Source organism: Corynebacterium sp. HMSC073D01 (genome assembly GCF_001815555.1).
Classification (GTDB): Bacteria; Actinomycetota; Actinomycetes; order Mycobacteriales; family Mycobacteriaceae; genus Corynebacterium; species Corynebacterium glucuronolyticum.
On record NZ_KV821031.1, the window covers coordinates 265,325 to 291,922 of the forward strand.

Consider the following 26,598-nt stretch of genomic DNA (forward strand, 5'->3'; position numbering starts at 1 on the left):
TGGCGTGACTGGTGAGATCCTCTAACTGGTGGCGCGCATGTTTCGTACAAGAATGAGGAGGAATGGGGCTCCGACGAGCGCGGTGATAATACCGATGGATAGTTCTCTTGGTGCGAGAAGCATCCTGACCCCAATATCGGCCCACATGAGTAAGACCGCGCCAAGGAGAGCCGCGACGGGAAGCATGAACCGATGAGATCCCCCTACCGTGCGACGGGCGAGATGCGGGATGACGAGACCAACGAAGCTAATTGATCCTGCCATGGCGACGATTGCCCCTACGATTAAACAGGTCAGAATGGGCATCAGGAGTCTGAAGCGCTCCGGGTTTATCCCGGCTGTAAGTGCTGTTTCGTCCCCGATCCCCAGTGCATCGAGGTTCCGGCCCCAGACAACTCCGTTGACGAGCCCAAAAAGTACAACTACAACGGTTATCACTAATGCTATGTCCCACTTCGCAAGGCCGAGGGGGCCAAAAAGCCAGAACATGACTGACCGCGCTCCTTCGGCATTGCCTGAGGCGAAAATGAGGAAACTCGTCACCGCAGAGAGCGCGTAACCGAGAGCGACTCCTGCGATGAGGAGGCGAATGGACGTCAACCTGCCCTGCGAGCGCGCAACGCCATACAAAACAAACGACGCGACGACCGCCCCGATAAAAGCACTGCCTTGGAGTGCGTAGTCGCCAAGGGCTGCGCCTGCGCCGAAGAGGATTGCGAGAGCCGCACCCGTCGATGCTCCACCATTGATCCCGATGATGTAGGGATCGGCAAGGATGTTGCGAACCAGAGTCCGCAGTATGCCACCAGCTACGGCAAGGCCAGCGCTTACGGCCATGCCGAGGATAGCGCGACGGACGCGAATGTCCCAGACGATTGTGTCTTTGACGGATTCCACAGTGGAATCTGTGCCGAAGACATGATGTGAAATGATGCTCACTGTTTCAGTAGCGGATACATGAACCGAACCCAGCCCAACGCTGATCACGAGAGTAATGGCGAGACCGATCGTGAGCCCAAAAAGCCAAACTGTCGCTAGGCGACGATGCCTTCTGAGCCCTAATACAGATCCGCAGCTGTAATCATGGCCTCAGGGTAGGAGAGGGTTTTCTAAAAGTCAATTGGTTCTTTGAAGAAGGGGGTTTTGGGGTGGGTTGGCCATTGGACTGTTTCTGTGTTCCCTTGGAGTACCTCTAAGGCTGTCGTGTACTACAAGCGCCTGGATGAGGGGGTGGAACCGCAGGAAAGTTTTGGGTAGAGGGGAGGGCGCGAGGGTGGGAAAAGGAATGTGTTCGCGGAGGAAGTCAAGAGGCGTGTCGGGAGGGGGTGTGCCCATGCTGTACGAGGGCAGCTCTTCGGCATTTATGGTGTGACCTGTCTTTGTATGCGGTGAACGAATGTGAGTGAGTGGATGCTTGTTGAACATTGGTGATTGGTGGTCTTAGGTGCCGCTGCTGTAACGGGATGATCGTGGGGTAAATCGAGGATGGAAGTCTGATGACCGAGCTGTCCCGAGCCTGGTGATAAAATTTCGGTTTTTAGGAGGAGGGGACTCGTCTGTTAGGGGCGAATGTTTGGATCGTGGCATCGTTTTAGGCTTGTGTGATATGGGACGGCACAGAAGGTCGTTTATTTTTAGTCGGGAAAATTATTAGCGGGGAAGAGTGGATAAATTATTGACCAGTAAAGGGGAATGAAATGAACTCGAGGCCTTAAAACATTCAATAGAATACGTGAATATGCGGAAGTGGTCGGGCGTGTCACTGAAGCATCGATAGTTCTTATTCGGAATCGTAAAAAACGCTGGTCAGTACGGACATACTGTTAATTGCAGTCACCCTAGAACGGGGGTAGGTAATATCAATGGTTTCTGTATTTTTTCCGTAAATTACATATATTTTTCCGCAAATATTGCAATGGACCGTAATGTATGCAACGGCGGAAAAAACTTTCTTGCAAAAAATAAAATACAGGATAGATTGACGGTATGTCGAAAACATCTGAAGTGGGCATGAATGTCACTATTGACGGCCCACCAATAAAACACGTTAGTCACGGTCGTGCCGTCCTGGTGCTTGCTACTGGTACCGCCTTCCTCGCGGGAACTCCCCTGTGGGTGAAGGCCACCAACATGGACCCCTCCACTCAGGCCTTCCTTCGAGTAGTCATCGGATGTCTGTTGTTGGTGCCGTTTGGAATCCGCGAGATGCGGAAAAAGGAGCGTCTGGGGAAGAAAGGCATCATGCTCTCCGTCGCTGCTGGACTCTTCCTCGGCATCGATTTCACCGCGTGGAACTACTCCATCTTCTATGTGGGAGCCGGCATTGCAGCAATTCTCTTGAACCTTCAGGTGATCATCGTCCCGATGCTCACGGCCGTATTTGATAAGTACAAGATTCCGCCAGTGTTCCTCATTCTGGTTCCGATCATGACCGTGGGTGTTTTGCTCACTGGTGGTGTGTTTGAGTCTGCAGAGGCATCGGGTGGCCCCGAAACGATCTACGGAATTAAGACAGCTACGCTCGGAACCATCTTCGGCCTGACTTCCGGTATCTGCTACTCCTTCTACCTCTACTTGTCCCGCAAGGCAGGAACGTCGGCTCGTAAGGATCTGTACGTTCAGCCGATGATGTACACGATGGCCGCACAGGCAATCCCGCCCACTATCATTGCTTTCTTCTTCTCCCCGCGTGGGGGGTTCGATTTCAAGAATGGAGTTCTCCTGAACGGCGAACTTCCGCTTGTTAACCCCGAGACGACAGTCGGTGATCCCCTCACTGCGTGGAACTGGTTCAACCTGATTTGCCTCGCCGTGCTTGGTCAGGCACTTGCCTGGACGTTCGTACAGTACGGCACCGTGTGGCTGGATCCGACGCTGTCTGCAGGTATTCTGCTGCTCTCCCCGGTGACTTCCGTCATCATTGCAGCCCCTCTGTTCGGTGAGATTCCCTCCAAGCTGCAGGTCCTCGGTATCTTCCTGATTCTCGGTACAGTGGCGTACCAGAACGGTTTGTTCAGTATGTTCACAAAATCGAAACGAAAACACGAGAGAGGAAACCCAGACGAGCCTCTTGATCAAGAACTGATACGTGAGGGGTTAGCGCCCCACCACGATCCCCAAGAAGTACCTAATAACCCCTACAAGAAGCACAACCACGGACCGTTCCACTAAGACTAGGTGTCCACAAAGACTAGGTCAGAGTTTCGAATTGTTTTCGGAACAATCCTAAATCGGCGGTAGTGGCCTCAAGCAGTGCTATTGATGGGGAGCCCCGTTCTGAAAGCGAACGGGGTGCACCCGTGTGATCCCCCGGAAATTTCCCCCTAATTGAAGGAGAAGAAATGAAGTTAACCCAACGCGAACAGGAAAAGCTGCTGATTGTTGTTGCAGCAGACGTTGCCCGCCGTCGCAAAGAGCGCGGTCTCAAACTGAACTACCCTGAGTCCGTCGCCCTCATCACCGACTACCTCCTTGAAGGTGCCCGTGATGGAAAGTCGGTAGCCGAGCTTATGTCTGAAGGCATCCAGGTCCTCTCTCGTGACGACGTTATGGAAGGCGTTCCCGAGATGATATCTGATGTGCAGGTCGAGGCTACGTTCCCCGACGGCACGAAGCTCGTCACAGTCCACAACCCGATCCGATAAGAGGAGTTTCCCATGATTCCAGGCGAGTACTTTATTTCTGAAGGAAAGATTACCCTCAACGAGGGTCGTGAGTCGATCACTCTCGAGGTGAAAAACACCGGAGACCGTCCGATTCAGGTTGGCTCCCACTTCCACTTTGCGGAGGCCAATAGCGCTCTCGAATTTGACCGCGAAGCAGCGCGGGGAAAGCGCCTTGACATCCCTTCCGGCACTGCTGTGCGTCTTGAGCCGGGCGATTCTCGAACTGTAGAACTCATTGATTTTGCTGGTGAGCGCCAGGTCTACGGATTCAACGGCGCAGTCAACGGCCCGCTCGACTAACTCTGAAGACTGAAAAGCTGAAAGGAACGTAGAACATGTCATTTGAGATCGACAGGCGTCAATACGCCGAACTGTATGGTCCCACAACCGGAGACGGTGTTCGTCTTGCAGATACCCATCTCATTGCACGCGTAGAGAAGAGCTACCTCAACCCCGGTGAGGAAGTTAACTTCGGTGGCGGCAAGGTTATCCGTGACGGCATGGGGCAGAACTCTCGAGTAAAGGGTGACGACATTATCCCTGACCTCGTGATTACCGGTCCGCTCGTGATCGACTACACCGGAGTTTACGTGGCTGACGTTGCCATCAAGGACGGCAAGATCATGAAGATCGGTCGCGCCGGCAACCCAGATATCCAGGATGGAATCGATATCACCGTCGGTGTAGGCACCGAGGTTATTGCTGGCGAAGGCAAGATCGTCACTGCTGGCGCTGTCGATACCCACATTCACTTCATTTCTCCTGGGCAGGTGGAAGCTGCGCTGGATAACGGCACAACTACCCTCATTGGTGGCGGCGTTGGACCGGCTGATTCCACTAACGCGACTACGGTCACCTCCGGCGCGGCGAACATTCGCCACATGCTGCAGGCAACGGTCGATCTGCCGATTAACGTTGGATTCCTCGGTAAGGGCCATGCCTCCGACCTCAACCCCCTGCGTGAGCAGATCAAGGCCGGCGCAATTGGCCTGAAGATCCACGAGGACTGGGGGGCTACCGCCAACACGATCGACAACGCCCTAAAGGTTGCCGACGAGATGGACATCCAGGTTGCGATCCACACCGATACCCTTAACGAGGGCGGTTTCGTGGACAACACCATTAAGGCCATCGACGGTCGCGTCATCCACACGTTCCACACGGAGGGTGCAGGTGGCGGTCACGCACCGGACATCATCGAACTTGCGGGTCACTCCAACGTGCTTCCCGCGTCGACGAACCCGACCCTGCCGTACACCAAGAACACACTGGATGAGCACCTTGACATGATCATGGTGTGCCACCACCTCAACCCGGATCTGCCGGAGGACGTTGCTTTCGCAGATTCCCGTATCCGTAAGGAAACGATCGCAGCCGAGGATGTTCTGCACGACATGGGTATCATGTCGATTACATCTTCAGACTCCCAGGCCATGGGTCGTGTGGGCGAGGTCGTTCTGCGCACGTGGCAGGTAGCTGACCGCATGAAGATGCAGCGTGGTCCGCTTGAGGGCGACACGGAGGATAACGACAACAACCGAATCAAGCGCTACATTGCCAAGTACACCATCAACCCGGCGATTGCTGCTGGTATTTCCCACGCTGTTGGCTCGGTTGAGGAAGGCAAGATTGCTGACCTCGTGGTGTGGGAGCCGGCGCACTTCGGTGTGAAGCCGCTCATCGTGCTGAAGTCTGGCTACATTGCTCGCTCCGAAATGGGTGATTCTAACGCTTCTATTCCGACGCCTCAGCCGCGAACGATGCGTTACTCCTTCGGTGCCTACGGTGATGCTGCTAGCCGCACGAGCGTGACCTTCCTCCCGACGGCAGCCATTGAGGCTGGTGTTCCCGCATCCCTGAACACCAAGCGTGCCTTCGTGGAAGCGAAGAACATGCGCAACATTTCCAAGGCCGACATGAAGCACAACTCCGAGACGCCCGAGATTTCCGTGGATCCCGAGACCTATGTGCTGAAGGTCGACGGAAAGGAAATTACGTCTGAGTATGCGGAGTCGCTGTCGATGGCACAGCGCTACTTCCTCTTCTAGGCGTACGAACGTCGCGTAAAAGTAGATCGGAGGTAGCAGTAATGAACGCTACCTCCGTCATCTTTCTGCGCCCCGATAGCGATAAGTAAAACCTTTTTCACGTGCGCCCACATCCGCGAAGTGTGCCCAGATTTCCTCGCCAAAAATCGTCCCGTGGTGACGGACAATCCATGATCATGGAAACGAAGGGTGGCGTAGGCTGAAACGCAAACAATGACGTGGATAAAGCCATCACAAATATCAACTGACAATTCCTCAAAAACAAGGAAGGCCTATCATGATCGTCACCGAGATTCTCGGAAACGTCCACGATGTATCTGAACCTGCAGAGCTATCCATAGACTCTGTGCTGTTTGACAATGAATCCCGGCTGAAGCGAGTACAGCGCGTAACGTCAGAAGGGGGGACCGAAATCGGCCTGCGCTTTGATACCGACTTCCGCGAACTTCACGATGGTGACATCCTGTGGCGTGAGGGCGATTCACTTATCGTTGCCAAGATTGATCCAACGGACGTTCTCGTCATCAAACCCGGTTCTATCAAGGAAGCACTGACAGTCGCACATTCCCTCGGTAACCGTCACCTCCAGGCCCAGTTCTTTGAGGATGAGGCTGGCTTCACTGGCTCCGTCATGGTTGTGCGCTACGACCACACTGTCGAGCACTTCCTGGATCACATGGAAACAAACTACGAGCGCGGTCAATACGTCATGCCGAAGGCTTTCCGTCATGCAGAGCACACCCACTAAGCCCCAGGAAGCCAGCTCGAGCGAGCGGGCGCAGCTGGTCATCTGGCACTTGACCGATTCCGCATTGCCTACGGGCGGGTTCGCCCACTCAGCGGGTATGGAAACATATATCCAAAGCGGTGCAGTTGATGATGCAGATACCTTCGCAGAGTGGTTAAAGGGGTATTTGTACCAGGCTACCTTCAATGATGCCCTCGCGGTTCGCTTCGCGGTGGAGTTGCACAATTCCACGATTGGCTGGGATGAGAAGGTAGCGCGGCTGAACCAGCTGGACCGCTTGTTACACGCAACGTTGACTCCCAAGGAGCTACGTGCAGCAATGCGTTCCATGGGCAAGCGGATGAGCAAGGTCGCGCGAATAGTTGACGCAGATGACATGCTCGTAGAAGAGTACGACCGTGGTTTGCGTGCTCGAGAGTACAAGGGCAACCCGGGAATCGCTCTCGGCCTCGTTCTGGCTGCTGCCGGAGTTGACGGATACACGGCAGCGAAGGCATATCTCATGCAGTTAGCCACGTCCATGGTCCAAAATGCGATCCGCGCTATTCCCCTTGGCCAGGATGCAGGCCAACGTCTGCTCGTTGGGGTCTACGGCCTCGTGACGGAGTTTGCCCAACAAGCGATGGAACACACCGTTCACGACCTGGGTGTTGCTGCTCCCGATATGGAAATCGCCCAGATGGAACACGAATTCCTGCGCTCGCGCATGTTCATGTCCTAACAACGGGATTCATGTCCTACCAACGGGAATAGAGAAGCCACACAGTGGCACAAGAGGGATGCCTCCTTTTCTGGGGAGGTTCCACAACATGAAAGGAAAATTTAGAAATGTCTGTTGTAAAAGTCGGCGTCGGTGGACCGGTCGGCTCTGGTAAGACCCAATTGATCGAGCGCATTACGCGCGCCCTGGAAGGTGAAATCTCCATGGCGGCGATCACGAACGATATTTACACGACTGAGGACGCTCGCATTCTCGCACGCGACGGCGTGCTCCCGGAGGATCGGATCATCGGTGTGGAGACGGGTGGCTGTCCGCATACCGCCATCCGTGAAGATACGTCGATGAACGAGGCCGCATACGAGGAATTGTTGAATCGGCACCCAGACCTGGAGCTCGTGTTCATTGAGTCTGGCGGCGATAACCTCTCCGCTACGTTCTCGCCTGAACTAGTGGACTTCTCCATTTACATCATTGATGTCGCCCAGGGGGAGAAGATTCCTCGTAAAGCAGGCCAGGGGATGATCAAGTCTGACCTCTTCGTCATTAATAAGACCGACCTGGCTCCTTATGTCGGCGCTGATCTCCAGGTGATGACCGACGATTCCAAGGTCTTCCGTGGTGACAAGCCGTTTGTGCTCACGAACCTGAAGACGGATGAGGGCCTCGACGAGGTGCTTCAGTGGCTCCGCCGCGATGTGCTTATGCAGGATCTCGAGGCCAGTGGTAAATAGCATGTGGGGCGAGTCTAAGCCGGTTTTTAGGCATGATCCGCCGCACCAGGAGATGGGAGAGCTCGATCTCGGAATCTCTGTCAGCGGTGGAAAATCCATCGCTACGAAGCAGTATCACCAGGGTGCTCTCAAGATTATTCGCCCGCACTATCTGGACGATTCCGGGCAGGTGTACTACACCATTGCCAATCCCGGCGGTGGCTACGTCGGTGGTGACGCCTACCGCATCGGTGTTGAAGTGGATGCCGGCGCATCGATCCTATTTACTGACCAGTCTGCAGCAAAGGTGTACCGCACTCCGAATGACTTTGTTGTGCAGAACATCGCTTTTACGCTGCACGGCGATGCGGTCATGGAGTACATCCCAGACCAGTTGATCCTCTACCGCGATGCGGATTACCGGCAGGAAATCCTGGTGGAGATGGACAAAGAGTCATCGTTGTTCATCTCGGATATTGTGACGCCTGGTTGGTCGCCAGATGGTGGGCAGTTCCTATACAAGAACGCGCACCTGCGCACGGCTGTGAAGGTTGACGGGGAGGTGGTACTCGTCGATAATATTCGGATCGAGCCCACCAAGGACGTTTTCTCCACGGTACGCTCTTCTTTCCTCGGGGAGCACACGCATTTTTCGACGGCAATCTGCGTCGATCCGCATGTGTCACCGGAGGTTGTCGCGGACGTTCGCAATGCCGTCCGGCAGCATCTCGAAGGTAAAGGCAGCGTCAAGGCATCGGTCACAGAAATCGATGTTCCGGGATTCGTACTACGCGCGGTCGGTGATTGGACGGAAGACCTCATGCGGGTTGTGCAGGCAGCCGCCAACGTTGTCCGGGACAAGACGAGGGGACAGGGACCAATCAACCTACGCCAGTATTAGCGACCTACACCGGTACTAGCCAGTGCTAGCACAAAGGAAGCCAGTGGCGACTCCAAAAAAAGGAAAAGACGGAAGCAGCGTAAAGCTGGTTCCGTCTTTTGGCTCCTGTTGTGAACTACATTGCTGGCGGTGGTTGACTAATCGTCCGAGACCTTGTGGCCAGAACCGATCCAGTGAAGCAACTCATGAACGTCGTCGTTAGCAATCCCGTAGTAAATTCGTCGGCCATCGCGCTGCGACTTAACCGTTCCGTTGTTTTCCATCGCCCTCAAGGCCGCCGAAGCTGTTGCTACCCTGAGTCCAGTTTCCTCGGCAAGCTCGCTGACAGTCAGAGTGTTCTGGCCGGCGTAGTGGATGGCTGCGAGTAGAGCGAGCCGTGTCGGGTCGCCGAGGATCTTAAACGTGCCGGCCCAACTGTCGATGTCAACTTCGTGAGACACAATTACCTCCTGCAGGTAGTTTAACCGGAAAGAGTATCTTGTGAGCCAATTGCACCGTCGATCACAAGCGAAGGAACGCCACCGCTACTACGCGTAAGCGAGCCGTTTACCCGGAATACTCGAGCAAGTACGTCCGCAGTGAGGACCTCGAGCGGGGGGCCGTCGTTTTCCACCGTCCCACCGTTAATGAGCAGGAGACGGTCGCAGTAGCGGGCTGCTAGTGCCAGATCGTGTATAGCCAGGATGATCACCGTATTGTGCTGCGTGGAGATGTGCGACAGTAGATCCATGAGGCGGTACTGGTGATGCAGGTCCAGGTGGTTTGTCGGCTCGTCGAGAAGCATGGTGGAGGCCTGCTGGGCCATCGCGCGGGCCACCATCGCGCGTTGCACCTGGCCACCGGAGAGCTCACTGAGCCTGGCATCGGCCAGATCCTCCAGTGCCGAGTGATGTAACGCCCGGGTGATCCGCTCTTCGTCGCCTGCTTGAGTTTGGGAGAATGGGCCGCGACCGGCCGAGCATCCCAACTGCACAACCTCTCGGACGGTGAGGGGGATGGCAGCTCCTGAGTGCTGTGCGACGTAGGAAAGGTGGTGAACGCGTTCGTTTATGCGGTAAGAGGTGAGCGGTTTGCCGTCGAAAAGCACCGAACCATCGAAGTGGTGCACACCGGCGAGTGACTTGAGTAGGGTGGACTTCCCAGAACCATTCGGACCAACCAGACCGACGATGGTGGGGGCCTCCGCGGTGAAAGACACTCCCGAAAGTACGGTGTGCTCGCCGAAACCGGCGCGGAGATTGGATACTTCCAGCATTAGCGCTTCCTCCTCAGGATGACGAAGAAGGCGGGAACGCCGATGAGCGCTGTAATGACTCCGACGGGAAGTTCCTGTGGCGCAAATAGTGCGCGGGCAATCGCGTCGGCGACGACGAGGGAAATTGCCCCGAGCAGCGCTGAGAGGGGGATGAGGGTGACGTGGCGGGGGCCGTTGAGCATGCGGATAGCGTGCGGGACGATAAGGCCGACGAAGCCGATCGCGCCGACGGAAGCAACGGTAGCGGCTGTCATGAGCGATACAGCGATGAGCACCGTGTAGCGAAGCGCAACGACAGGGATCCCCATCGTCTGGGCTGTGGCATCACCGAGGGACAGTGCATCGAGATATCGTGATAGAGACCAGAGCAGGATAATCCCCAATGTGCCGATGATCGCCACAGCCCAGAACGTATGCCAACGTGCGGCACTTAAGACTCCGAGGAGCCAAAACATGATTCCTCGCGTGGACTCGGCGTTTCCGCTCGCCGTGACGATGAGGGACGTCAGTGATTGGAAGAGGAAACCAATGAGGACACCTGTGAGCACAACCCGCGTGGCATCCGCAGCGCTCTTCTGCAATAGCAGGATGAGCATGAAGAAGGAGGCCAACGCACCGATTGCCGCGCCGACGATGATCCCGTACTGCCACGTTGAGAAGAGGATTGCGACGACGGCCCCAGTGGAGGCGCCCGAGGAGATGCCGAGCAAGTAGGGTTCCGCAAGGTCGTTGTGCGTGATGGCCTGCATGACGACACCGCAGACGGCGAGAATCGCCCCGACAAAGGCAGCCATGAGGATGCGCGGGATGCGAAGCTCGGTGAGGATCGATGTCCGGAGAGGAGACGGGGTTGGCAGCGCTGGGTCAATAAACGCGCGCAGCTCCCCGAAGCTCATTGAACTTGAGCCGACGGTCAGCGATGCAATCATCGCGACGGCGAGAACGATCAGCCCCACAACCACCACGCCAACCGTTTTTCCAGTCGTGCCGTGGTGTGTTTTGTGGGACTTCGATTGTTTGACGGATGACACTACTTGGCCAGTTTCGTACCGAGATCGCCATCTAGAGCAGCAGAGATTGCCTCGATGACTTCGTGGGAACGAGCAGAAGCGGAGGTTGCAACTCCAGGAACAACGACGTAGGCACCGTTTTTGACAGCCTTCATCTCCTTCGTTCCCGGGGTGTTTTCGAGGTCTTGCACCTTTTCTTGCCACTTGTCGCCGGGTTCGCCGCGCTTGGGAAGATCGGCGAGGATGATGACATCGGGGTCGGCCTCTGCGACGGCCTCCCAGGAAACCTGCGGCCACTCCTCGTTGAGATTGGCAAACACGTTGGTCATCCCTGAGTGCTCGCCCATCTCCGTCACAATCGACGGGCCACCTGCAACGTAGGGGGAGCCACCGACAGAGGAGTACAGGAGCATGAATGTTGTGCCTTCTGGGGCTTTCACGGCTTTGTCAAGCGCCTCGTTCTGGGTCGCGATGAGCTCCTTGGCTTCTTCTTCGCGGCCGAAGATTTTGCCCAAGTCTGTGAGATCTTTCTGGATCAGTTCGAAACTGGTCTTACCCTTATTGTCGCCGTAGGTGGGACACTCGGAGTTGGAGTTGTACGTTCCCACACCAAGCCTCTGCCACTCTTCGCGGGCACCTGCGGCATCGGCTGTCCAGCTTTCCTTGAAGGGACTGACGATCATGTCCGTGTCCGCATTGCGGAGCTGTTCGGAGTTGGCCACGGAGGGGGAGAGCTCTGTCAGCCCGTCCAAGGGATAACCCGCTGGTGGTGCGTCTTTTTGGTGGCTGTATCCGGCGATCTGGTCCTTGGCACCCAGGAGCAGCAGCGTGTCCGTGGAGCCCTGTTCCATCGTCGTCGCACGCTGGACTGGCGCTTGAACTGTCGTCTCGAACCCACAGTTGTCGATGGTGACGGCGTGGGTGGTGGACGCACTGTCCTGCGTCGTGGGGGCAGCCTGGTCGGAAGAGCCGTTACCACACGCAGCCAGTGAGAAGCCGAGGGTTGCAGTGGCAATGGTTGCTAGAAGACGATGGCGCACGGGGCGTTCTCCTTCGGTGACATTAAAAATCAATGGAATGTTTGATTGAACCGTATCGTAGGTTCATTCCCGGTACCAAATTGGAGTCGGCTTCAGGTGCACCCGAAAGCACCCGGCCTGGAAAAACAAGAGCTCCACAAAGAATAATTCCTACCAGCAGGTGCTCTGAAAGGGGCTTTCTGGGTTTGATTACCTGCATCCTCTGTGGTTGTGCTTTCCGGACGATGGGTGAGGAGAGGGACAATGGTCTGAAGGGGAAGACGGTGGGAGGTGAAGACGGCGGGAAGGGGAGGCAGTGGGAGGTGAAGACGGCGGGAGGAGTGGATGGTGGCAGGAGCGCATGGAGGGATTGGTGGCGGGGTAACATATGGCGGTGTTACTTGAAGTCAACCGCAAGCTATAGAAAAAGGGGTGCGGCACGTGTCGCGTACGTTTAACTGTCTGGATGAAAAGACGCGGGAAGTAGGACTCAACTCAGCTGCCGACGCGGTGGAGGCTGGACGTCTCGTTGTTATCCCCACGGATACGGTGTACGGAATCGGTTGCAACGCATTTAACCCCGAAGCAGTGAATAAACTCCTGCAGGCCAAGCATCGCGGCCCCGACATGCCCGTGCCGGTGCTCGTTGGCAGCTGGGACACCGTGCGCGGTCTGTCGCGGGACTACACCCGCCAGATGAATGTTCTCATCGAGGCGTTCTGGCCAGGTGGGTTGTCTATCGTTGTCCCACAGGCACCGAGTTTGACTTGGAACCTGGGGGATACCAATGGCTCTGTGATGCTGCGCATGCCTTTGCAGAAACTCGCCATTGAGCTCCTGCAGAAGACCGGCCCCATGGCAGTTTCATCAGCCAATATCTCCGGGCAGCCACCGGCGTTGAACGCACGGGAGGCCGAGGAACAGCTCGGCAATTCGGTGAGTGTATACCTCGAAGGCGGACAGGCTGAGATTGGCACCCCGTCGACCATCATCGACCTCACCCAGGCAACCCCGACGATCCTGCGTGAGGGAGCTATTCCCAGCGAGAAGATCTTTGAGGTCCTCAAGGCGCAAGCATAAATACATGTGGCGACGTGCGACGGTTGAATGAGGCATGGACGCTTGAGTCGCTGCTGACAGCCAAGTCGCTGAGGTCACCGATTGCTTTTTGTGCATCCCGATTCGCGCCAACAGGAATGTGGAGGGCGCGAGCAGTGCGTAGAAACGGTACGAAGGCGCGTCGATAAGCGGAAACACCGGGCGAGATGCGCGGTGACCGGGCGTGGAGGGGCTAGGATAAAGCCCACACAAGGCAGCACAGTGACACAGTGCCACAGTGGAACTGCCACTGTGGCAGGTGACACGGTGCCTTACACGGTGCCAAGGAACAACGAATAGGAGACGAGTGGGAACAGCAGGCGTAGGCGTACCGCTTCGAGAGCTCGGAGTGGTCCTTCTGACTGCCCTCGTGTTCACCTACCTCACAACGGGGATTGTTCGCTCACTGGTGATTCGCTCCGGGCACCTGTCCGAAATTCGCGAGCGCGATGTCCACACGGTGCGTAAACCACAGCTGGGTGGGCTCGCCATGTTCACGGGCTTCCTCATCGCCGTTTACCTGGCTCAACAACTGCCGGCGCTAACGCGCGGTTTCCGCCCCATCACCCCGGAGATGGACGCAATCCTCGTGGCCTCCGCGATCATCGTGTTCGTCGGCGTCATTGATGACCTCTACGAACTCGACGCATTGAGCAAACTCGTCGGCCAGGTGGCGGCGGCGCTAGCCATGAGTCTCATGGGGCTCCGGTGGTCCATCCTGTACCTACCCATCGGTGATGGAACGACGCTCATTTTGGACGGGGCGCAATCGACCATTCTCACCACGGTCTTCGCCGTCGCGCTCATGAATGCGATCAATTTTATCGACGGCATCGACGGGTTGGCGTCGGGCGTGGGGATGATCTCCGGGCTGGCCACCCTCGCCTTCGCACTGTCCATCCTGCATGACCAGGGTGGTGCTGTCGCCGCCTACCCGCCGGCGATTATCGCCGCCGGGCTCGTCGGTATGTGTGCGGGCTTCCTGCCACACAACTTCGCACCGTCCAGAATCTTTATGGGGGACACGGGTGCGATGTTCATTGGTTTGCTGCTTGCTGCAGCCTCGACATCTGCATCGGGCAAGATCAACATGAGCCTGTACGGCACCGCCGATTTCATCGCCGCTATGAGTCCGATTTTTGTCGTTCTCGCCAGCGTTTTCATCCCGATGTTGGACCTCATTATGGCGGTGACGCGCAGGCTGGCGCGGGGACAGTCACCCTTTACAGCGGATCGAAAGCACCTCCATCATCGTCTTCTGCGGATGGGGCACAGTCAGAAACAGGTGGTGCTGGTGCTCTACACCTGGGTGGGGGTCGTTGCCTTCGGTGCTGTTGGCTTCACCATTTTCCCGCCGTCCTGGGCGCTTATCATGCTGGCTGTCGCCATTGCGTTTGCCGTCTGGTACACCGTGCGCCCGGCTGGGTTACACTTTTGAGCTGTGACTAAAGACAGCCAAGACAGCCATATTTCACGAAACCAGCAATTGAGCCAACAAGCAGGTGCAACTCCTTATGTGGAGAAGGGCTCCTTTACAGACCAAGCACACCCCCTGCGCCGGGCACTTCGTTTCGGTGGGATAGCACTCCTTGTTGTCGCCATCGCCTCTCTCGCCGGATGGTGGTACGTGGCCGGTGAACCTGGCTTTTACGGAGCACTCATCGGAGCCGCTATCGGTGGCGGTTTTATCCTCATCACCGTTGCTCTGAGCTTGTCGACGGCCCATTCCTCGCCCACAACGACCGCCGCGGTGGTACTCGGTGGGTGGCTGGTGAAGCTCATCGCTCTCATCGTGATTTTGGCATTTATTAAAGATCTCACGTTTTACAGCCACAGTGCGCTATTTCTCACAGTTGTTCTCGCGCTAATTGTTGTTTTGGCAGCGGAAAGCTGGGGAATCCTTAGTTCTAGAACCACCACTGTTTCGTGACTTAAACCCCAACGGGGTCAATTTGGGGGTAGGCAAACATACGAAAAATCACAGCACTGATAAAGTACTCAAAAGGTAGCAATACCTTTCAGTTGCTGTGCCGATGTGCGTTGGAATCCGCAGTAGCTGAAGTAATAATTCAGACGTCCATCGCACCGCTTGCCTCACAGCGGTAAATGAACACGGGAGAGAACGCTGAGCGTTACATATTTGTCCATGAAGGGCGAGTTTCACGCCCCGGACTTGTTTCATGAATTTTTCCCGGGTTTCGTAGATGGCAACGGCGACTCTCACAATCTATGGTTGTCCGATTTCGCCGGAGGCCTGTTCGCACTAGACCGTCTGATGGTTGTCCGACTGCTTTGTGTGGTCGCGATCATCGTTTTCTTCGTCCTTGCTATGCGGAACCCGAAGAAGGTTCCGGGCAAGTTCCAGTCAATGGCAGAAATGCTTCTTGACTTCGTCAGAATTCACATCGCAGAAGATATCCTCGGCAAGAAGGAAGGTCGGCGGTTCCTGCCGCTCATCACGACCATTTTCATGCTGGCTCTCTTCATGAACCTTCCGTCGGTAATTCCGTTCCTCAACATTTCACCTAACGCGCGCATCGGTATGCCGCTGGTGATGGCGTTGATGGGCTACATTGCCATGATCTACGCAGGTGCAAAGCGCTACGGCTTCTTCAGATTCCTGAAGAGTTCCGTCGTGGTGCCGAACATCCCGTGGTTCCTCCACATCCTCGTGGTGCCGATCGAATTCTTCTCCACCTTCATCCTCCGCCCCGCGACGCTGGCCATTCGTCTTATGGCCAACATGCTGTCGGGCCACCTGATCTTGGTCCTCCTGTTTAGCGCGACCAACTTCTTCTTCTGGCAGTTCAACGGGTGGATGGCTGTTTCTGGACTGACGCTGATTGCTGCGGTCGCATTCACGCTGTTCGAGCTCCTGGTCATCTTCCTGCAGGCGTACATCTTCGCCCTGCTGACGGCCGTGTACATCGAACTGTCGCTGCATGCGGACGAACACTAAAACGGTTCTTAACTGAATACGACACCCTGTAAATTACACAATTTCCGTTGGGCGTAAGGAACGAAAATGCGTCCAGCACATTAAGAAAGGGACATACCCACAATGAACGAATTGCTTCTTGCACAAGGCGCAGGTGCTCTGGATCTCGGTGTTCTCGCCACCATCGGCTACGGCCTGGCAACGCTTGGACCTGGCCTCGGCATCGGCATCCTCGTTGGTAAGACCGTGGAAGCTATGGCACGTCAGCCTGAGATGGCCGGCCAGCTCCGCACCACGATGTTCCTCGGTATCGCGTTCACCGAGGCCCTGGCCCTCATCGGCCTCGTTGCAGGCTTCCTGTTCTAGTAGAACAGAAGGTTACGCAACACCATGAAGAACGTTTTATATCTCGCAGCGGAGGCACCGTCCGCCGGGGACCCAGGTTCGCACCTGCCCCTGACGGATTCGATCAGTGTCCTCCTGCCGGCGCCGTATGACATCTTCTGGTCTCTCGTCGCGTTCCTGGTAATCCTCTTCGTATTCTGGAAGTTTGTACTCCCGAAGTTCCAGGAAGTCCTATCGGAGCGCGAGGATTTGATCAAGGGTGGTATCCAACGCGCGGAGGCCGCACAGGCCGAAGCAAAGCAGGCGCTGGAGAAGTACAACAGTCAACTGGCTGAGGCCCGTGCCGAGGCACAGCAGATCCGTGAAGAGGCTCGCGAACGCGGTGAGCAGATCAAGGCGGAAATGCGTGCGCAGGCAGCCGAAGAGTCCAACCGCATCATCGAAGCAGGGGAGAAGCAGCTTGCCGCTCAGCGCGAGCAGGTTGTCTCCGAGCTGCGCCGCGATATGGGGCGCAACTCTGTTGACCTTGCCGAGCGTCTCCTCGGACAGCAGCTGTCCGATGATCTGACTCGCTCTGGCACGATCGACAAGTTCCTTGCAGACCTCGATGACGTATCCACAGTAAGGAAGTGAGCGGTATGCACGCAGCTAGCCGCGAGGCGCTGACTACGGTCACCGAGTCGCTCAAGGGCCACCTTGAGCAGGGCGGTCAGCTGGTCGCGCGCGCCGCACAAACCGGTACGGAACTTTTCGATGTCGTTGAGATCCTTGATGATAACCGCACGCTTCGCGTAGCCCTGGCTAACTCCGCCACCTCGGCAGAGGCTCGCCAAGGACTGGCGCGGAACCTGTTGGGTGACAAGGTCTCTGAATCCACGCTTGCTGTCCTGCTCGATGCAGTCGGACAGACGTGGTCGACAGCACGAGAGTTCCGTCAAGGACTCATCCTTCTTGGCCGTCGCGCCCTGTTTATCGGGGCAGAGGCAGAGGGCAACCTGGTCCAGGTGGAAGACGAGCTGTTTAGGCTAAGCCGCATTCTCCGTGATAATCCTGAACTTACCCGCCTGGTAGGCGACAAGAAGACCGAACCCGCAAAGCGTCGCGAACTTCTCGCAAACGTGCTCTACGGTAAGGTCACGCACACCACCGAAGCACTTGTGCTTCAGGTCATCGGGCGGATTGAGAAGGATCCCATCACGGATTGCAGGTCACTTGCGGAGCAGGCAGCGGAGATGCGCGGAAAGAATATCGCCCGCGTCGAAACCGCCCGCGAGCTTTCCCCGGAGCAGCGCGATGCGCTGGCCGAGAAGCTAGCCCGCATTTACGGTCACGAGATGTCCATTCACACCGAGGTTGACACCAGCCTCCTCGGCGGCATGGTCATTCGCGTCGGTGACGAAGTCATCGACGGCAGCACAGCAGGTAAACTGCGTCGTCTGCGCGTGAACCTCGGCTAATTAGAGAATCGATAATAAATTTTGCTGGAAGCTACTACGAGAGCAGGAAGAACATGGCGGAGCTGACGATCTCCTCCGATGAGATCCGTAGCGCGATTGAGAACTACACTTCGAGCTACTCGCCGGGTGCGACCCGCGAGGAGGTCGGGCAGATTATTTCGGCTGCAGACGGCATTGCCCAGGTATCTGGACTACCTTCTGTTATGTCGAACGAGCTGCTGGAGTTCCCGAATGGCGTTATCGGCGTTGCCCAGAACCTCGATACCGATTCCATCGGCGTTGTGATCTTGGGCGACTTCGAGATCTTGAAGGAAGGCGACGAAGTCAAGAGGACCGGAGAGGTTCTCTCCATCCCGGTCGGGGACAAGTTCCTCGGTCGCGTTATTAACCCCCTGGGGCAACCGATTGATGCCCTGGGCGATATCGAGGCGGAAGAAAACCGCGCACTCGAGCTGCAGGCACCGTCCGTGCTGCAGCGCCAGCCAGTGGAAGAACCACTGCAGACTGGTATGAAAGCAATCGATGCGATGACCCCTATCGGCCGTGGTCAGCGTCAGCTGATCATTGGTGACCGCAAGACCGGTAAGACCGCGATCTGCATCGATACCATCTTGAACCAGAAGGCCAACTGGGAGTCGGGCGACAAGACCAAGCAGGTCCGTTGCATCTACGTCGCTATTGGCCAGAAGGGGTCCACGATCGCCGGCGTGCGTCGCACGCTGGAAGAGCACGGTGCCCTGGAGTACACCACGATCGTGGCTGCTCCGGCATCTGACTCCGCCGGTTTCAAGTGGCTCGCCCCCTTCTCCGGTGCGGCCCTCGGCCAGCACTGGATGTACAAGGGTAACCACGTCCTTATCATCTACGATGATCTGACTAAGCAGGCTGAAGCCTACCGCGCTATTTCCCTGCTGCTGCGTCGCCCGCCGGGCCGTGAGGCTTACCCCGGCGACGTGTTCTACCTCCACTCTCGTTTGCTGGAGCGTGCTGCAAAGCTCTCCGATGACATGGGTGCCGGCTCGATGACGGCTCTGCCGATTATCGAGACGAAGGCCAATGACGTATCCGCCTTCATTCCGACCAACGTCATTTCGATTACGGATGGCCAGGTCTTCCTTGAGTCCGACCTCTTCAACCAGGGCGTGCGCCCGGCTGTGAACGTCGGTGTGTCCGTCTCCCGTGTGGGTGGTGCTGCACAGACCAAGGGTATGAAGAAGGTTTCCGGTAACCTCCGTCTTGACCTTGCCGCCTACCGCGACCTGGAGGCGTTCGCTGCGTTCGCTTCCGACCTGGATGCTGCTTCCAAGAAGCAGCTAGCCCGTGGTGAGCGCCTGGTTGAGTTGCTGAAGCAGAAGGAGAACAACCCGATGGCCGTTGAGGACCAGATGGTTTCCATTTGGCTCGCATCCAACGGCCACCTCGACGACGTTCCCGTTGAGGATATCCGCCGCTTCGAGGCTGAGATGCTGGAGTACCTGCATCAGAACGCCAGCGATGTGTACGAACAGATCGACGGCGGCGTTCCGCTGTCGGACGACTCGCAGCAGGCGCTGGTTACAAAGACTACGGACTTCAAGCGCCAGTTCCAGACCACCGACGGCACGCCGGTGATCAACGAGGCTCCTGTCGACCCCTTGAAGGAAGAAGAACTGAAGAAGAACACCATCACTGTTTCACGCAAGACGGCGAAGCAGGGCGAGTAAATCTTCACACAAGGTTCTTTAAGACAGAAAGGAGGCGACTGGACAGATGGCTAATATGCGCGAACTTAAAAGCCGTATTAAGTCGGTGAACTCTACCAAGAAGATCACCAAGGCCCAGGAACTGATCGCCACCTCGCGGATCACGAAGGCACAGCAGCGGACGGCGGCAGCGAGCCCGTATGCCACTGAGATCACCCGCGTGATCTCAGAACTGGCATCGGCCTCATCGCTTGACCACCCGCTCCTGAGCAAGAAGGCCAACCCCAAGAGGGCTGCTCTTCTCGTGATTTCCAGCGACCGTGGCATGGCTGGTGGCTACAACCACAACGTGTTTAAGAAAGCAACCGAGCTGCGCAACCTTCTGGAAGAACGTGGACTAGAGGTCGCCCTTTACGTTACGGGAAGCAAGGGTGTGGGTTACTACACCTTCCGTGGCGAGGAACTCGCAGGTAAGTGGACGGGCTTCTCACAGGAGCCCACCTACAAGATCACGCACAACGTTCGCCGTCACCTGATTGACGGGTTCATGGCGGGATCGGAAGGCACCGCCAAGTGGCGCGAAGGCCTCACCGGACCCGAGGGTGAACCGGTTCAGGGCTTCGACGAAGTGCACGTGATTTACACCGAGTTCAAGTCCATGCTCAGCCAGACAGCCACTGCGTTGCAGTTGTTGCCGGTGGAGACCGAAGTCAAAGAAGAAGAGATGGAGCTGGGTGAGGACATCGTTTCCGATTCTCAGTCCACCTTCGTCGCAGACTACGAGTTCGAGCCAGATGCAGACACCCTGCTGGGTGCTCTTCTCCCGAAGTACGTGTCGAGGACACTGTTCTCCATGTATCTGGAGTCCGCTGCATCGGAGTCCGCGTCCCGCCGCACCGCTATGAAGGCGGCATCGGATAACGCGACAGACCTGGTTAAAACGCTGTCCCGCGAAGCTAACCAGGCCCGCCAGGCGCAGATTACACAGGAAATTACAGAGATCGTCGGTGGCGCAGGCGCGCTCGCCGATAGCGGAGAAAGTGACTAGATTATGAGCACAGCTCTGAAAAAGCAGGCACCGGCCGGGACCGGCCGCGTCGTCCGCGTTATCGGCGCGGTCGTCGACGTGGAATTTGCCCACGGTGAGCTACCTGCTATCTACAACGCTTTGAAGGTCGACGTGACCCTCGAAGCCGTTGCTAAGACCATTACTTTGGAGGTGGCGCAGCACCTGGGCGATAACCTCGTGCGCACCATTGCCATGGCGCCGACGGATGGCCTCATTCGTGGCGCGGAAGTGAAAGACACCGGTGGCCCGATCAAGGTTCCGGTTGGCGATGTCGTTAAGGGCCACGTTTTCAACGCCCTTGGTGACTGCCTCGATGAGCCCGGTCTCGGCCGCGACGGTGAGCAGTGGGGTATCCATCGCGACCCGCCGCCGTTCTCCGAGTTGGAGGGCAAGACCGAGATCCTCGAGACCGGCATTAAGGTGATTGACCTTCTCACCCCGTACGTGAAGGGCGGCAAGATCGGCCTGTTCGGCGGTGCTGGTGTGGGTAAGACAGTGCTCATCCAGGAGATGATTACCCGTATCGCTCGTGAGTTCTCCGGTACGTCGGTATTCTCCGGCGTCGGTGAGCGCACCCGTGAGGGCACAGACCTCTTCCTTGAGATGGAAGAGATGGGCGTGCTGCAGGATACGGCCCTCGTGTTCGGCCAGATGGACGAGCCGCCGGGAGTTCGTATGCGTGTGGCTCTGTCGGGCCTGACCATGGCGGAATACTTCCGCGATGTTCAGCACCAGGACGTGCTTCTGTTCATCGATAACATCTTCCGTTTCACTCAGGCCGGTTCTGAGGTGTCCACGCTGCTCGGCCGTATGCCGTCCGCTGTGGGCTACCAGCCGACACTGGCCGACGAGATGGGTATCCTGCAGGAGCGCATTACGTCCACCAAGGGCCGTTCCATTACGTCTCTGCAGGCCGTGTACGTGCCTGCCGATGACTACACGGACCCGGCTCCTGCGACGACCTTCGCCCACTTGGATGCAACCACTGAGCTCGACCGTGGTATTGCCTCGAAGGGTATTTACCCCGCAGTGAACCCGCTGACCTCGACCTCTCGCATCCTCGAGCCGTCGATCGTCGGTGAGCGCCACTACAACGTTGCTCAGCGCGTTATCGGTATTCTGCAGAAGAACAAGGAACTGCAGGACATCATCGCCATCCTCGGTATGGACGAACTCGGTGAGGAAGACAAGATCACCGTGCAGCGTGCACGTCGTATCGAGCGCTTCCTCGGCCAGAACTTCTTCGTTGCTGAGAAGTTCACCGGTAACCCGGGCTCCTACGTGCCGCTGGAAGAGACCATCGATGCGTTCGAGCGTATCTGTGACGGTGAGTTCGATGCTTACCCGGAGCAGGCGTTTAACGGTATTGGTGGTCTGGACGATGTCGAGGCTAACTACAAGAAGATGAGCGAGAACAATGGCTAGTATCACCACGGACTTGGTCGCTGTTGAGGGAAAGTTGTGGTCTGGAGAGGCCTCGATTGTTACCGCACAGACCACCGAAGGTGAGATTGGCATCCTGCCCGGTCACGAACCAATTCTCGGACAGCTCGTGGAAAACGGTGTTGTCACCATCAAGCCAGTTGATGGTGAGAAGCTGGTCGCGGCCGTCAAGGGTGGGTTCTTGTCGGTTACAGCCAAAGGTGTGATCGTGCTGGCTGACTACGCTCAATGGGCCGACGACATTGATGAGTCGGAGGCTACGCGCGAGCTAGAAAGCGCCGAGGATGAGGAAACAAAGAACCTCGCTGAGGCACGCGTGAAGGCGATCCAACGCAAGAACAAGGGTATCTAACCCTACGTGCACAAAGACCCCGCTTTGCGGGGTCTTTTTGCATGTTAGGAGCAGTCGCGATATCCAGGGATGGTGGATGCTCCCCGTGCATGGTCAATGATCCGGAGTCCGAAATTATGCGGTTTTCACGCTTCGCTCACTTCCTTTCTAAGGATTCTTTCTGCGCGTTTCCCAAAACTTCCCAGGTGCGCTACAGTGTCTAGAAAGGGCTCAAGTTTTTAATTAAAAACTGCTTATGCTGATTGGCGTGCATACAGTGCGCCTTCGATTTCATAGGTATCCGCAGCTTATTCCGATGTCTAAGCGAAAGTGAGAATCAAATGATGGCAATCATGTGTGTGGTCGTGATCGTGATTCTCTTTCTGCTGTGGCTACGTCACAACCGAATTGGTCAGCAAATAGGATTCCGGCGCGTTGGTACAGACACGAATTTCCGCTCCGGGCGGATCAGGTACGTGGATGACACCGCCGGAATTTTTGTTTTTCCCTCTTTCACATCTGAACCGTATATTTCGCTGAACCGAGTGACCATCGACATCCTTGACAAGAAGGACGACATCTACGTTATCCAGAGCGAGCGAATGAAGCTGGAGATGCGCCTCGATCGAAGCGAGGAGATGGCGTTTACGTCCTGGTTAGAGTCCGCTCCTTCCCGGCGTCAACAGAGCGTGGACAAGGCCGGTTTCAGGCGATTCATTTCCCGACGCGCGCAGTAGGTAACCTTGTAAGAATGCGCCTTATTCTTACTCATTGCACAGTCGATTACGTCGGCCGGCTGGAAAGCCATTTGGAACCCGCTGACCGCCTCGTCATTGTGAAGAACGATGGTTCGGTTTCTGTTCACGCCGATGACCGAGCGTATAAGCCGTTGAACTGGATGAGTCCGCCCTGCAGCCTGCAGGAGATGGACATCGCCTCCGAAGAGGGGGAGGATACGGGGGAAAAACTGTGGGTAGTCGAGTCCAAAAAAGGCGAGCAGCTCCGAATTACCTTGCATGAAGTCTACGAGGACATTTCTCGTGACTTGGGCGTTGACCCGGGGCTTGAGAAGGACGGCGTGGAAGCCCACCTCCAGCAGCTTCTCGCAGAGCATGTAGAGACGCTCGGTGAAGGATTTAGCCTTGTCCGGCGTGAGTACCCAACACCAATCGGCCCCGTGGATCTCTTGTGCAAGGATGCGGACGGGGAAACTGTAGCCGTGGAAGTGAAGCGGCGGGGCGGAATCGATGGGGTGGAGCAACTGACCCGATATGTGGATCTGCTCAACAGAGATGACCTTTTGAGCCCCGTTCACGGGGTTTTCGCCGCCCAGCAGATAAAGCCGCAGGCCCGTACTCTCGCTGAGGATCGCGGTTTTCGCTGCGTTATCCTGGACTACCAGGCGATGCGTGGAATTCCGTCAGACAAACTCACCCTTTTCTAGAAGGAGGCAGACTGTGGGAAGGAAAAACCGGCGCGCTTCCCGCCCAATGAGGCAGCTTCCTCCAGATGGTTCGAGCTTTGTTCCCACCTCAACCGTGGACGTGCACGGTGTCCAATATAAGGTCCGTCCGTTCGGCTCTGCCCGTGCTACGAAGTTTTACATCTGTCCCGGGTGTCATCAAAATATTCCACCGGGTGTCGCCCATGTAGTGGCGTGGTATGCCGATCGGGACGGCGATGATCGCCGTCACTGGCACCGCCATTGTTGGGATGTTTTTTCCTCCTGATGGCCTGCGGTGAACTCGAACTGTCCTCCGGCTTTTCGACGTTCGGTGTACCCGTCCACCGGGTTTCCTGGCACGGCCCGGGGAGAGTGGAATTGGAACCAGCAAACGGGGTCCTTTTTCAACGGCTACCGGGGATGCGGCTGCCGGCCGGGGCAGAAGCTGCAAACAAAAAGGAGCCCCGAAGGGCTCCCCATGCGGTTCTAGTTACTTCTTCGGCTCGGTGAGCTCGAGGAGAACACCACCTGCATCCTTTGGGTGAACGAAGTTGATGCGTGCTCCACCGGTTCCGATCTTGGCCTCGGGGTAGAGGACGCGCATGCCCTGAGCCTTGATGTGCTCGGTAAGAGCATCAAGGTTGTTGACACGGAGGCACATCTGCTGGATGCCGGGGCCCTTCTTATCCAGGAACTTGCCGATGGTGGAGTCGGGGGACAGCGGAGCGAGAAGCTGAATCATTCCTTCTTTTTCAGAGATGTTCTTCGGGCCGATCATGGCCTCGGCGACGCCCTGCTCTTCGTTCTTCTCAACATGGTGGCAGACCCAGCCGTAGACGCTGCGGTAGTGCTCGATAGCCTCGTCGAGGTCCGGCACAGCGATGCCAACGTGGTCGAGACAAGTTACATACTCGTGGGGGATTTCGATCCCAGAAACATCGTTACTCATGGCTTTTAGTCTACTCTGGAAACTATGATGATTGCTTTCTCAGTCGCGCCCGTTTCCGAGGAAATGTCCGAAGCGGTAGCGCGCGCCGTTAAAATTGTCCGAGATTCTGGCCTGCCCAATGAGACCAACGCCATGTTCACCCTCATTGAGGGGGAGTGGGACGAAGTTATGGACGTTGTGAAACGTGCCACAGATGCGGTGTTGGAGGTGAGTCCGCGGGCATCCCTCGTTATAAAGGCCGACATCCGTCCGGGGTGGAATAACCGTCTCACAGGCAAGGTTGAGGATATGGAAAAGGCAATGAAGGAGTTGAACTAAGTGGCAGGAGTTTTTGACCTCAGCTCGCTGAAGAAGGACCCTCAGCCGTCGCAGGGAGGCGGTGCTCACGAGGTACTGGTTACCGCGGCTAACGTGCAGCAGGTGCTGGTCTCGTCCCAAGAAAAGCCGGTGATCCTCCAGGTGGGATCTAGTCGCTCGCCCGAATCGGACGAGATGCGGAAGAACTTCAACGAGCTGCACAACGACGGCTTCACCTACGCCTACGTCGACGCTGATGCGACCCCAGAGGTTGCCGGTGCCTTGGGCGTGCAGGCTATCCCCACCGTCGTTGCTTTCATCGGCGGACGCCCCGCCGGCTCCTTCCAGGGCGGACAACCGCGTCAGGTGCTAGAACAGCTTGTGTCGCAGGTTGCGCCAGGAGAGGAGAAGCCCTCCGATCCGCGCATTGATAACGCCAACGCTCTCCTGGAATCAGGAAATGTGGCAGAGGCTGAGGCGGCTTTCCAAAAGATCCTCAAAGAGGAGCCTGGCAACAAGGAAGCCAAATCGGGTCTTGCGCGTACGCACCTCATCCACAGGGTTGCGGAGGCTCAAGTTGATGCGGCAACTGGCTTGGATGCTGAGCTCATTCAGGCGGATGCAGAGGCGGCTGGTGGCGATCTTTCGGCCGCGTTTTCCCGTCTTCTGGGGCAACTGATGACCAATTTCGGTGACGATAAAGAGACCGTGAAGAAGAGGCTCATTGAGCTATTCTCGGCCTTTGAGGGCTCGCCGGAAGTGGATGATGCTCGGAGGAAGATGGCTAGCGCGTTGTTTTAATGCGACGCTGAAAAATCTAGGAAGCTTTAAAAAATAAAACTGGACGCGAGGGTGAATCTCGTGCCCAGTTTTATTTAGTTTGAGGTGGATAGCCCTAGATGAGTCCCTGCGAGTGGGCCCAGTTGTAACCACCTGCGCCAAGTCCGAGAAGCGCAAGGATGCCGATCACAATTCCTGCGATCGCACTCGGAGTCAGCTCCCCATTCTCGCTTGAGGAGCTCGAGCCATTTTTGTCGCTCGAGTTGTTCGACGTCGTTGGGGCGGGCCTGGGGTCAGGCATCGGTTCGGAGGTCGGCTTTGACGTGGGTTCGTCCTTCTTCTTGGCTACGAACTTCACCTTGATGATGTCGGTAGATTTGTCGGGGTAGGTGACCACAACTGTGGTGGTTGCCCAGGAGCCTTCGCCGAGGTTCACTGCCGGGGAGACAGTGATGAGTCCAGTGACCGGGTTGATTGAGTAATTCCAGTTCTCGGGGTGGCTGGGAGTGCCGATTGTAAAGGTGGTTCCCTTTGGAAGCTTAGTGTCACCAGCAAGGTCGATGGTGGTGTTATCGCCGATGGTGACGTTGTTTTCCGCCGGGTAGGAGGGTGCAAACTTATCTGTATCCTTCTTCTCAACAGGCTTCGGTTCACTCGTGGGCTCGGTCGGCTTGGAGGTGGGCTCGGT

The 26,598-nt window shown here is 56.7% G+C and carries 30 protein-coding genes and 1 pseudogene; 24 read left to right on the plus strand and 7 right to left on the minus strand.

Annotated elements, in window-relative coordinates:
• Positions 1 to 21: 21 nt before the first annotated feature.
• Positions 22 to 1,062, minus strand: a pseudogene (locus HMPREF3044_RS05275) (FecCD family ABC transporter permease); the annotation flags it as partial.
• Positions 1,063 to 1,986: 924 nt separating this feature from the next.
• Between HMPREF3044_RS05275 and HMPREF3044_RS05280 the strand changes: the two are divergent.
• From HMPREF3044_RS05280 to HMPREF3044_RS05315, 8 genes are all read left to right on the plus strand, one after another.
• Positions 1,987 to 3,171: a DMT family transporter gene (locus tag HMPREF3044_RS05280; protein ID WP_070739741.1), complete on the plus strand. Its 1,185-nt coding sequence runs from the start codon at positions 1,987 to 1,989 to the stop codon at positions 3,169 to 3,171.
• A gap of 170 nt (positions 3,172 to 3,341) precedes the next feature.
• Entirely contained in the window at positions 3,342 to 3,644 is a 303-nt protein-coding gene (locus HMPREF3044_RS05285) for an urease subunit gamma (RefSeq protein WP_005396002.1), read from the plus strand.
• A gap of 12 nt (positions 3,645 to 3,656) precedes the next feature.
• Positions 3,657 to 3,965 (plus strand): urease subunit beta, encoded by a 309-nt coding sequence (locus HMPREF3044_RS05290; protein ID WP_005392113.1) that lies wholly within the window; start codon positions 3,657 to 3,659, stop codon positions 3,963 to 3,965.
• Positions 3,966 to 4,000: 35 nt separating this feature from the next.
• Positions 4,001 to 5,713 carry an urease subunit alpha gene (gene ureC, locus HMPREF3044_RS05295; protein ID WP_005396003.1) on the plus strand — a complete coding sequence of 571 codons (1,713 nt, stop codon included), beginning with the start codon at positions 4,001 to 4,003 and terminating at the stop codon, positions 5,711 to 5,713.
• Positions 5,714 to 5,990: 277 nt separating this feature from the next.
• Entirely contained in the window at positions 5,991 to 6,461 is a 471-nt protein-coding gene (locus HMPREF3044_RS05300) for an urease accessory protein UreE (RefSeq protein ID WP_005392117.1), read from the plus strand.
• Positions 6,442 to 7,182, plus strand: a complete 741-nt coding sequence (locus tag HMPREF3044_RS05305) for an urease accessory protein UreF (protein ID WP_005396004.1) — start codon at positions 6,442 to 6,444, stop codon at positions 7,180 to 7,182. The genes HMPREF3044_RS05300 and HMPREF3044_RS05305 overlap by 20 nt, the downstream gene beginning before the upstream one ends.
• Before the next feature lie 107 nt (positions 7,183 to 7,289).
• Entirely contained in the window at positions 7,290 to 7,913 is a 624-nt protein-coding gene (gene ureG, locus HMPREF3044_RS05310) for an urease accessory protein UreG (protein ID WP_005392119.1), read from the plus strand.
• A gap of 1 nt (position 7,914) precedes the next feature.
• Positions 7,915 to 8,793 (plus strand): urease accessory protein UreD, encoded by an 879-nt coding sequence (locus HMPREF3044_RS05315; RefSeq protein ID WP_005392120.1) that lies wholly within the window; start codon positions 7,915 to 7,917, stop codon positions 8,791 to 8,793.
• Between the two features lie 137 nt (positions 8,794 to 8,930).
• Here the strand turns inward: HMPREF3044_RS05315 and HMPREF3044_RS05320 are convergent, their stop codons facing one another.
• The 4 genes from HMPREF3044_RS05320 to HMPREF3044_RS05335 are packed head-to-tail and all read right to left on the minus strand — an operon-like array spanning position 8,931 to position 12,098.
• On the minus strand, positions 8,931 to 9,233 hold the full coding sequence (locus HMPREF3044_RS05320) for an ArsR/SmtB family transcription factor (RefSeq protein ID WP_005392121.1): 303 nt from the start codon (positions 9,231 to 9,233) through the stop codon (positions 8,931 to 8,933).
• 20 nt (positions 9,234 to 9,253) lie between these two features.
• The gene (locus HMPREF3044_RS05325) at positions 9,254 to 10,048 is read right to left on the minus strand and encodes an ABC transporter ATP-binding protein (protein WP_005392123.1); all 795 of its coding nucleotides are present in this window, start codon (positions 10,046 to 10,048) and stop codon (positions 9,254 to 9,256) included.
• Positions 10,048 to 11,079, minus strand: coding sequence for a FecCD family ABC transporter permease (locus HMPREF3044_RS05330; RefSeq protein ID WP_005392125.1), 1,032 nt, complete (start codon positions 11,077 to 11,079; stop codon positions 10,048 to 10,050). The genes HMPREF3044_RS05325 and HMPREF3044_RS05330 overlap by 1 nt, the downstream gene beginning before the upstream one ends.
• Entirely contained in the window at positions 11,079 to 12,098 is a 1,020-nt protein-coding gene (locus HMPREF3044_RS05335; RefSeq protein WP_236589111.1) for an ABC transporter substrate-binding protein, read from the minus strand. Before HMPREF3044_RS05335 ends, HMPREF3044_RS05330 begins: the two co-directional genes overlap by 1 nt.
• A gap of 420 nt (positions 12,099 to 12,518) precedes the next feature.
• On the opposite strand from HMPREF3044_RS05335, the gene HMPREF3044_RS05340 reads away from it, so the two are divergent.
• From HMPREF3044_RS05340 to HMPREF3044_RS13355, 14 genes are all read left to right on the plus strand, one after another.
• Positions 12,519 to 13,157 carry an L-threonylcarbamoyladenylate synthase gene (locus HMPREF3044_RS05340; protein ID WP_005392129.1) on the plus strand — a complete coding sequence of 213 codons (639 nt, stop codon included), beginning with the start codon at positions 12,519 to 12,521 and terminating at the stop codon, positions 13,155 to 13,157.
• Positions 13,158 to 13,482: 325 nt separating this feature from the next.
• Positions 13,483 to 14,613: an MraY family glycosyltransferase gene (locus HMPREF3044_RS05345; protein WP_196793976.1), complete on the plus strand. Its 1,131-nt coding sequence runs from the start codon at positions 13,483 to 13,485 to the stop codon at positions 14,611 to 14,613.
• 78 nt (positions 14,614 to 14,691) lie between these two features.
• Entirely contained in the window at positions 14,692 to 15,105 is a 414-nt protein-coding gene (locus tag HMPREF3044_RS05350; RefSeq protein WP_005396026.1) for a Cg1360 family ATP-synthase-associated protein, read from the plus strand.
• A gap of 216 nt (positions 15,106 to 15,321) precedes the next feature.
• On the plus strand, positions 15,322 to 16,134 hold the full coding sequence (gene atpB, locus HMPREF3044_RS05355) for a F0F1 ATP synthase subunit A (protein ID WP_070739744.1): 813 nt from the start codon (positions 15,322 to 15,324) through the stop codon (positions 16,132 to 16,134).
• A gap of 102 nt (positions 16,135 to 16,236) precedes the next feature.
• A complete protein-coding gene (locus HMPREF3044_RS05360) occupies positions 16,237 to 16,479 on the plus strand; it encodes an ATP synthase F0 subunit C (RefSeq protein WP_005392137.1) in 243 nt (80 codons plus the stop codon).
• 24 nt (positions 16,480 to 16,503) lie between these two features.
• Positions 16,504 to 17,091 carry a F0F1 ATP synthase subunit B gene (locus tag HMPREF3044_RS05365; RefSeq protein WP_005392139.1) on the plus strand — a complete coding sequence of 196 codons (588 nt, stop codon included), beginning with the start codon at positions 16,504 to 16,506 and terminating at the stop codon, positions 17,089 to 17,091.
• Between the two features lie 5 nt (positions 17,092 to 17,096).
• On the plus strand, positions 17,097 to 17,915 hold the full coding sequence (locus tag HMPREF3044_RS05370; protein ID WP_005392141.1) for a F0F1 ATP synthase subunit delta: 819 nt from the start codon (positions 17,097 to 17,099) through the stop codon (positions 17,913 to 17,915).
• A gap of 53 nt (positions 17,916 to 17,968) precedes the next feature.
• A complete protein-coding gene (gene atpA / locus HMPREF3044_RS05375) occupies positions 17,969 to 19,618 on the plus strand; it encodes a F0F1 ATP synthase subunit alpha (protein WP_005392143.1) in 1,650 nt (549 codons plus the stop codon).
• Between the two features lie 46 nt (positions 19,619 to 19,664).
• Positions 19,665 to 20,645, plus strand: a complete 981-nt coding sequence (locus tag HMPREF3044_RS05380) for a F0F1 ATP synthase subunit gamma (protein WP_005396030.1) — start codon at positions 19,665 to 19,667, stop codon at positions 20,643 to 20,645.
• Between the two features lie 3 nt (positions 20,646 to 20,648).
• Complete coding sequence (atpD, locus tag HMPREF3044_RS05385) at positions 20,649 to 22,091, plus strand: F0F1 ATP synthase subunit beta (RefSeq protein WP_005392147.1); 1,443 nt, start codon at positions 20,649 to 20,651, stop codon at positions 22,089 to 22,091.
• A complete protein-coding gene (locus tag HMPREF3044_RS05390) occupies positions 22,084 to 22,461 on the plus strand; it encodes a F0F1 ATP synthase subunit epsilon (protein ID WP_005392149.1) in 378 nt (125 codons plus the stop codon). Before atpD ends, HMPREF3044_RS05390 begins: the two co-directional genes overlap by 8 nt.
• Positions 22,462 to 22,781: 320 nt before the next feature.
• Positions 22,782 to 23,177, plus strand: coding sequence for a DUF2550 family protein (locus HMPREF3044_RS05395; protein ID WP_005392151.1), 396 nt, complete (start codon positions 22,782 to 22,784; stop codon positions 23,175 to 23,177).
• A gap of 14 nt (positions 23,178 to 23,191) precedes the next feature.
• Complete coding sequence (nucS, locus tag HMPREF3044_RS05400; protein WP_005392152.1) at positions 23,192 to 23,884, plus strand: endonuclease NucS; 693 nt, start codon at positions 23,192 to 23,194, stop codon at positions 23,882 to 23,884.
• Positions 23,885 to 23,897: 13 nt separating this feature from the next.
• Positions 23,898 to 24,170, plus strand: coding sequence for a hypothetical protein (locus HMPREF3044_RS13355; protein WP_081446553.1), 273 nt, complete (start codon positions 23,898 to 23,900; stop codon positions 24,168 to 24,170).
• A gap of 204 nt (positions 24,171 to 24,374) precedes the next feature.
• Here HMPREF3044_RS13355 and mce read toward each other — a convergent pair whose 3' ends face one another.
• The gene (gene mce, locus HMPREF3044_RS05405; RefSeq protein WP_005396033.1) at positions 24,375 to 24,833 is read right to left on the minus strand and encodes a methylmalonyl-CoA epimerase; all 459 of its coding nucleotides are present in this window, start codon (positions 24,831 to 24,833) and stop codon (positions 24,375 to 24,377) included.
• Between the two features lie 24 nt (positions 24,834 to 24,857).
• On the opposite strand from mce, the gene HMPREF3044_RS05410 reads away from it, so the two are divergent.
• On the plus strand, positions 24,858 to 25,151 hold the full coding sequence (locus HMPREF3044_RS05410) for a thiamine-binding protein (protein WP_005396035.1): 294 nt from the start codon (positions 24,858 to 24,860) through the stop codon (positions 25,149 to 25,151).
• Complete coding sequence (locus HMPREF3044_RS05415) at positions 25,152 to 25,931, plus strand: tetratricopeptide repeat protein (protein WP_034989582.1); 780 nt, start codon at positions 25,152 to 25,154, stop codon at positions 25,929 to 25,931. It begins immediately after the preceding gene.
• 94 nt (positions 25,932 to 26,025) lie between these two features.
• Here the strand turns inward: HMPREF3044_RS05415 and HMPREF3044_RS13075 are convergent.
• The coding region (locus HMPREF3044_RS13075) for a Rib/alpha-like domain-containing protein (protein ID WP_168167235.1) at positions 26,026 to 26,598 on the minus strand (573 nt) is incomplete at its 5' end.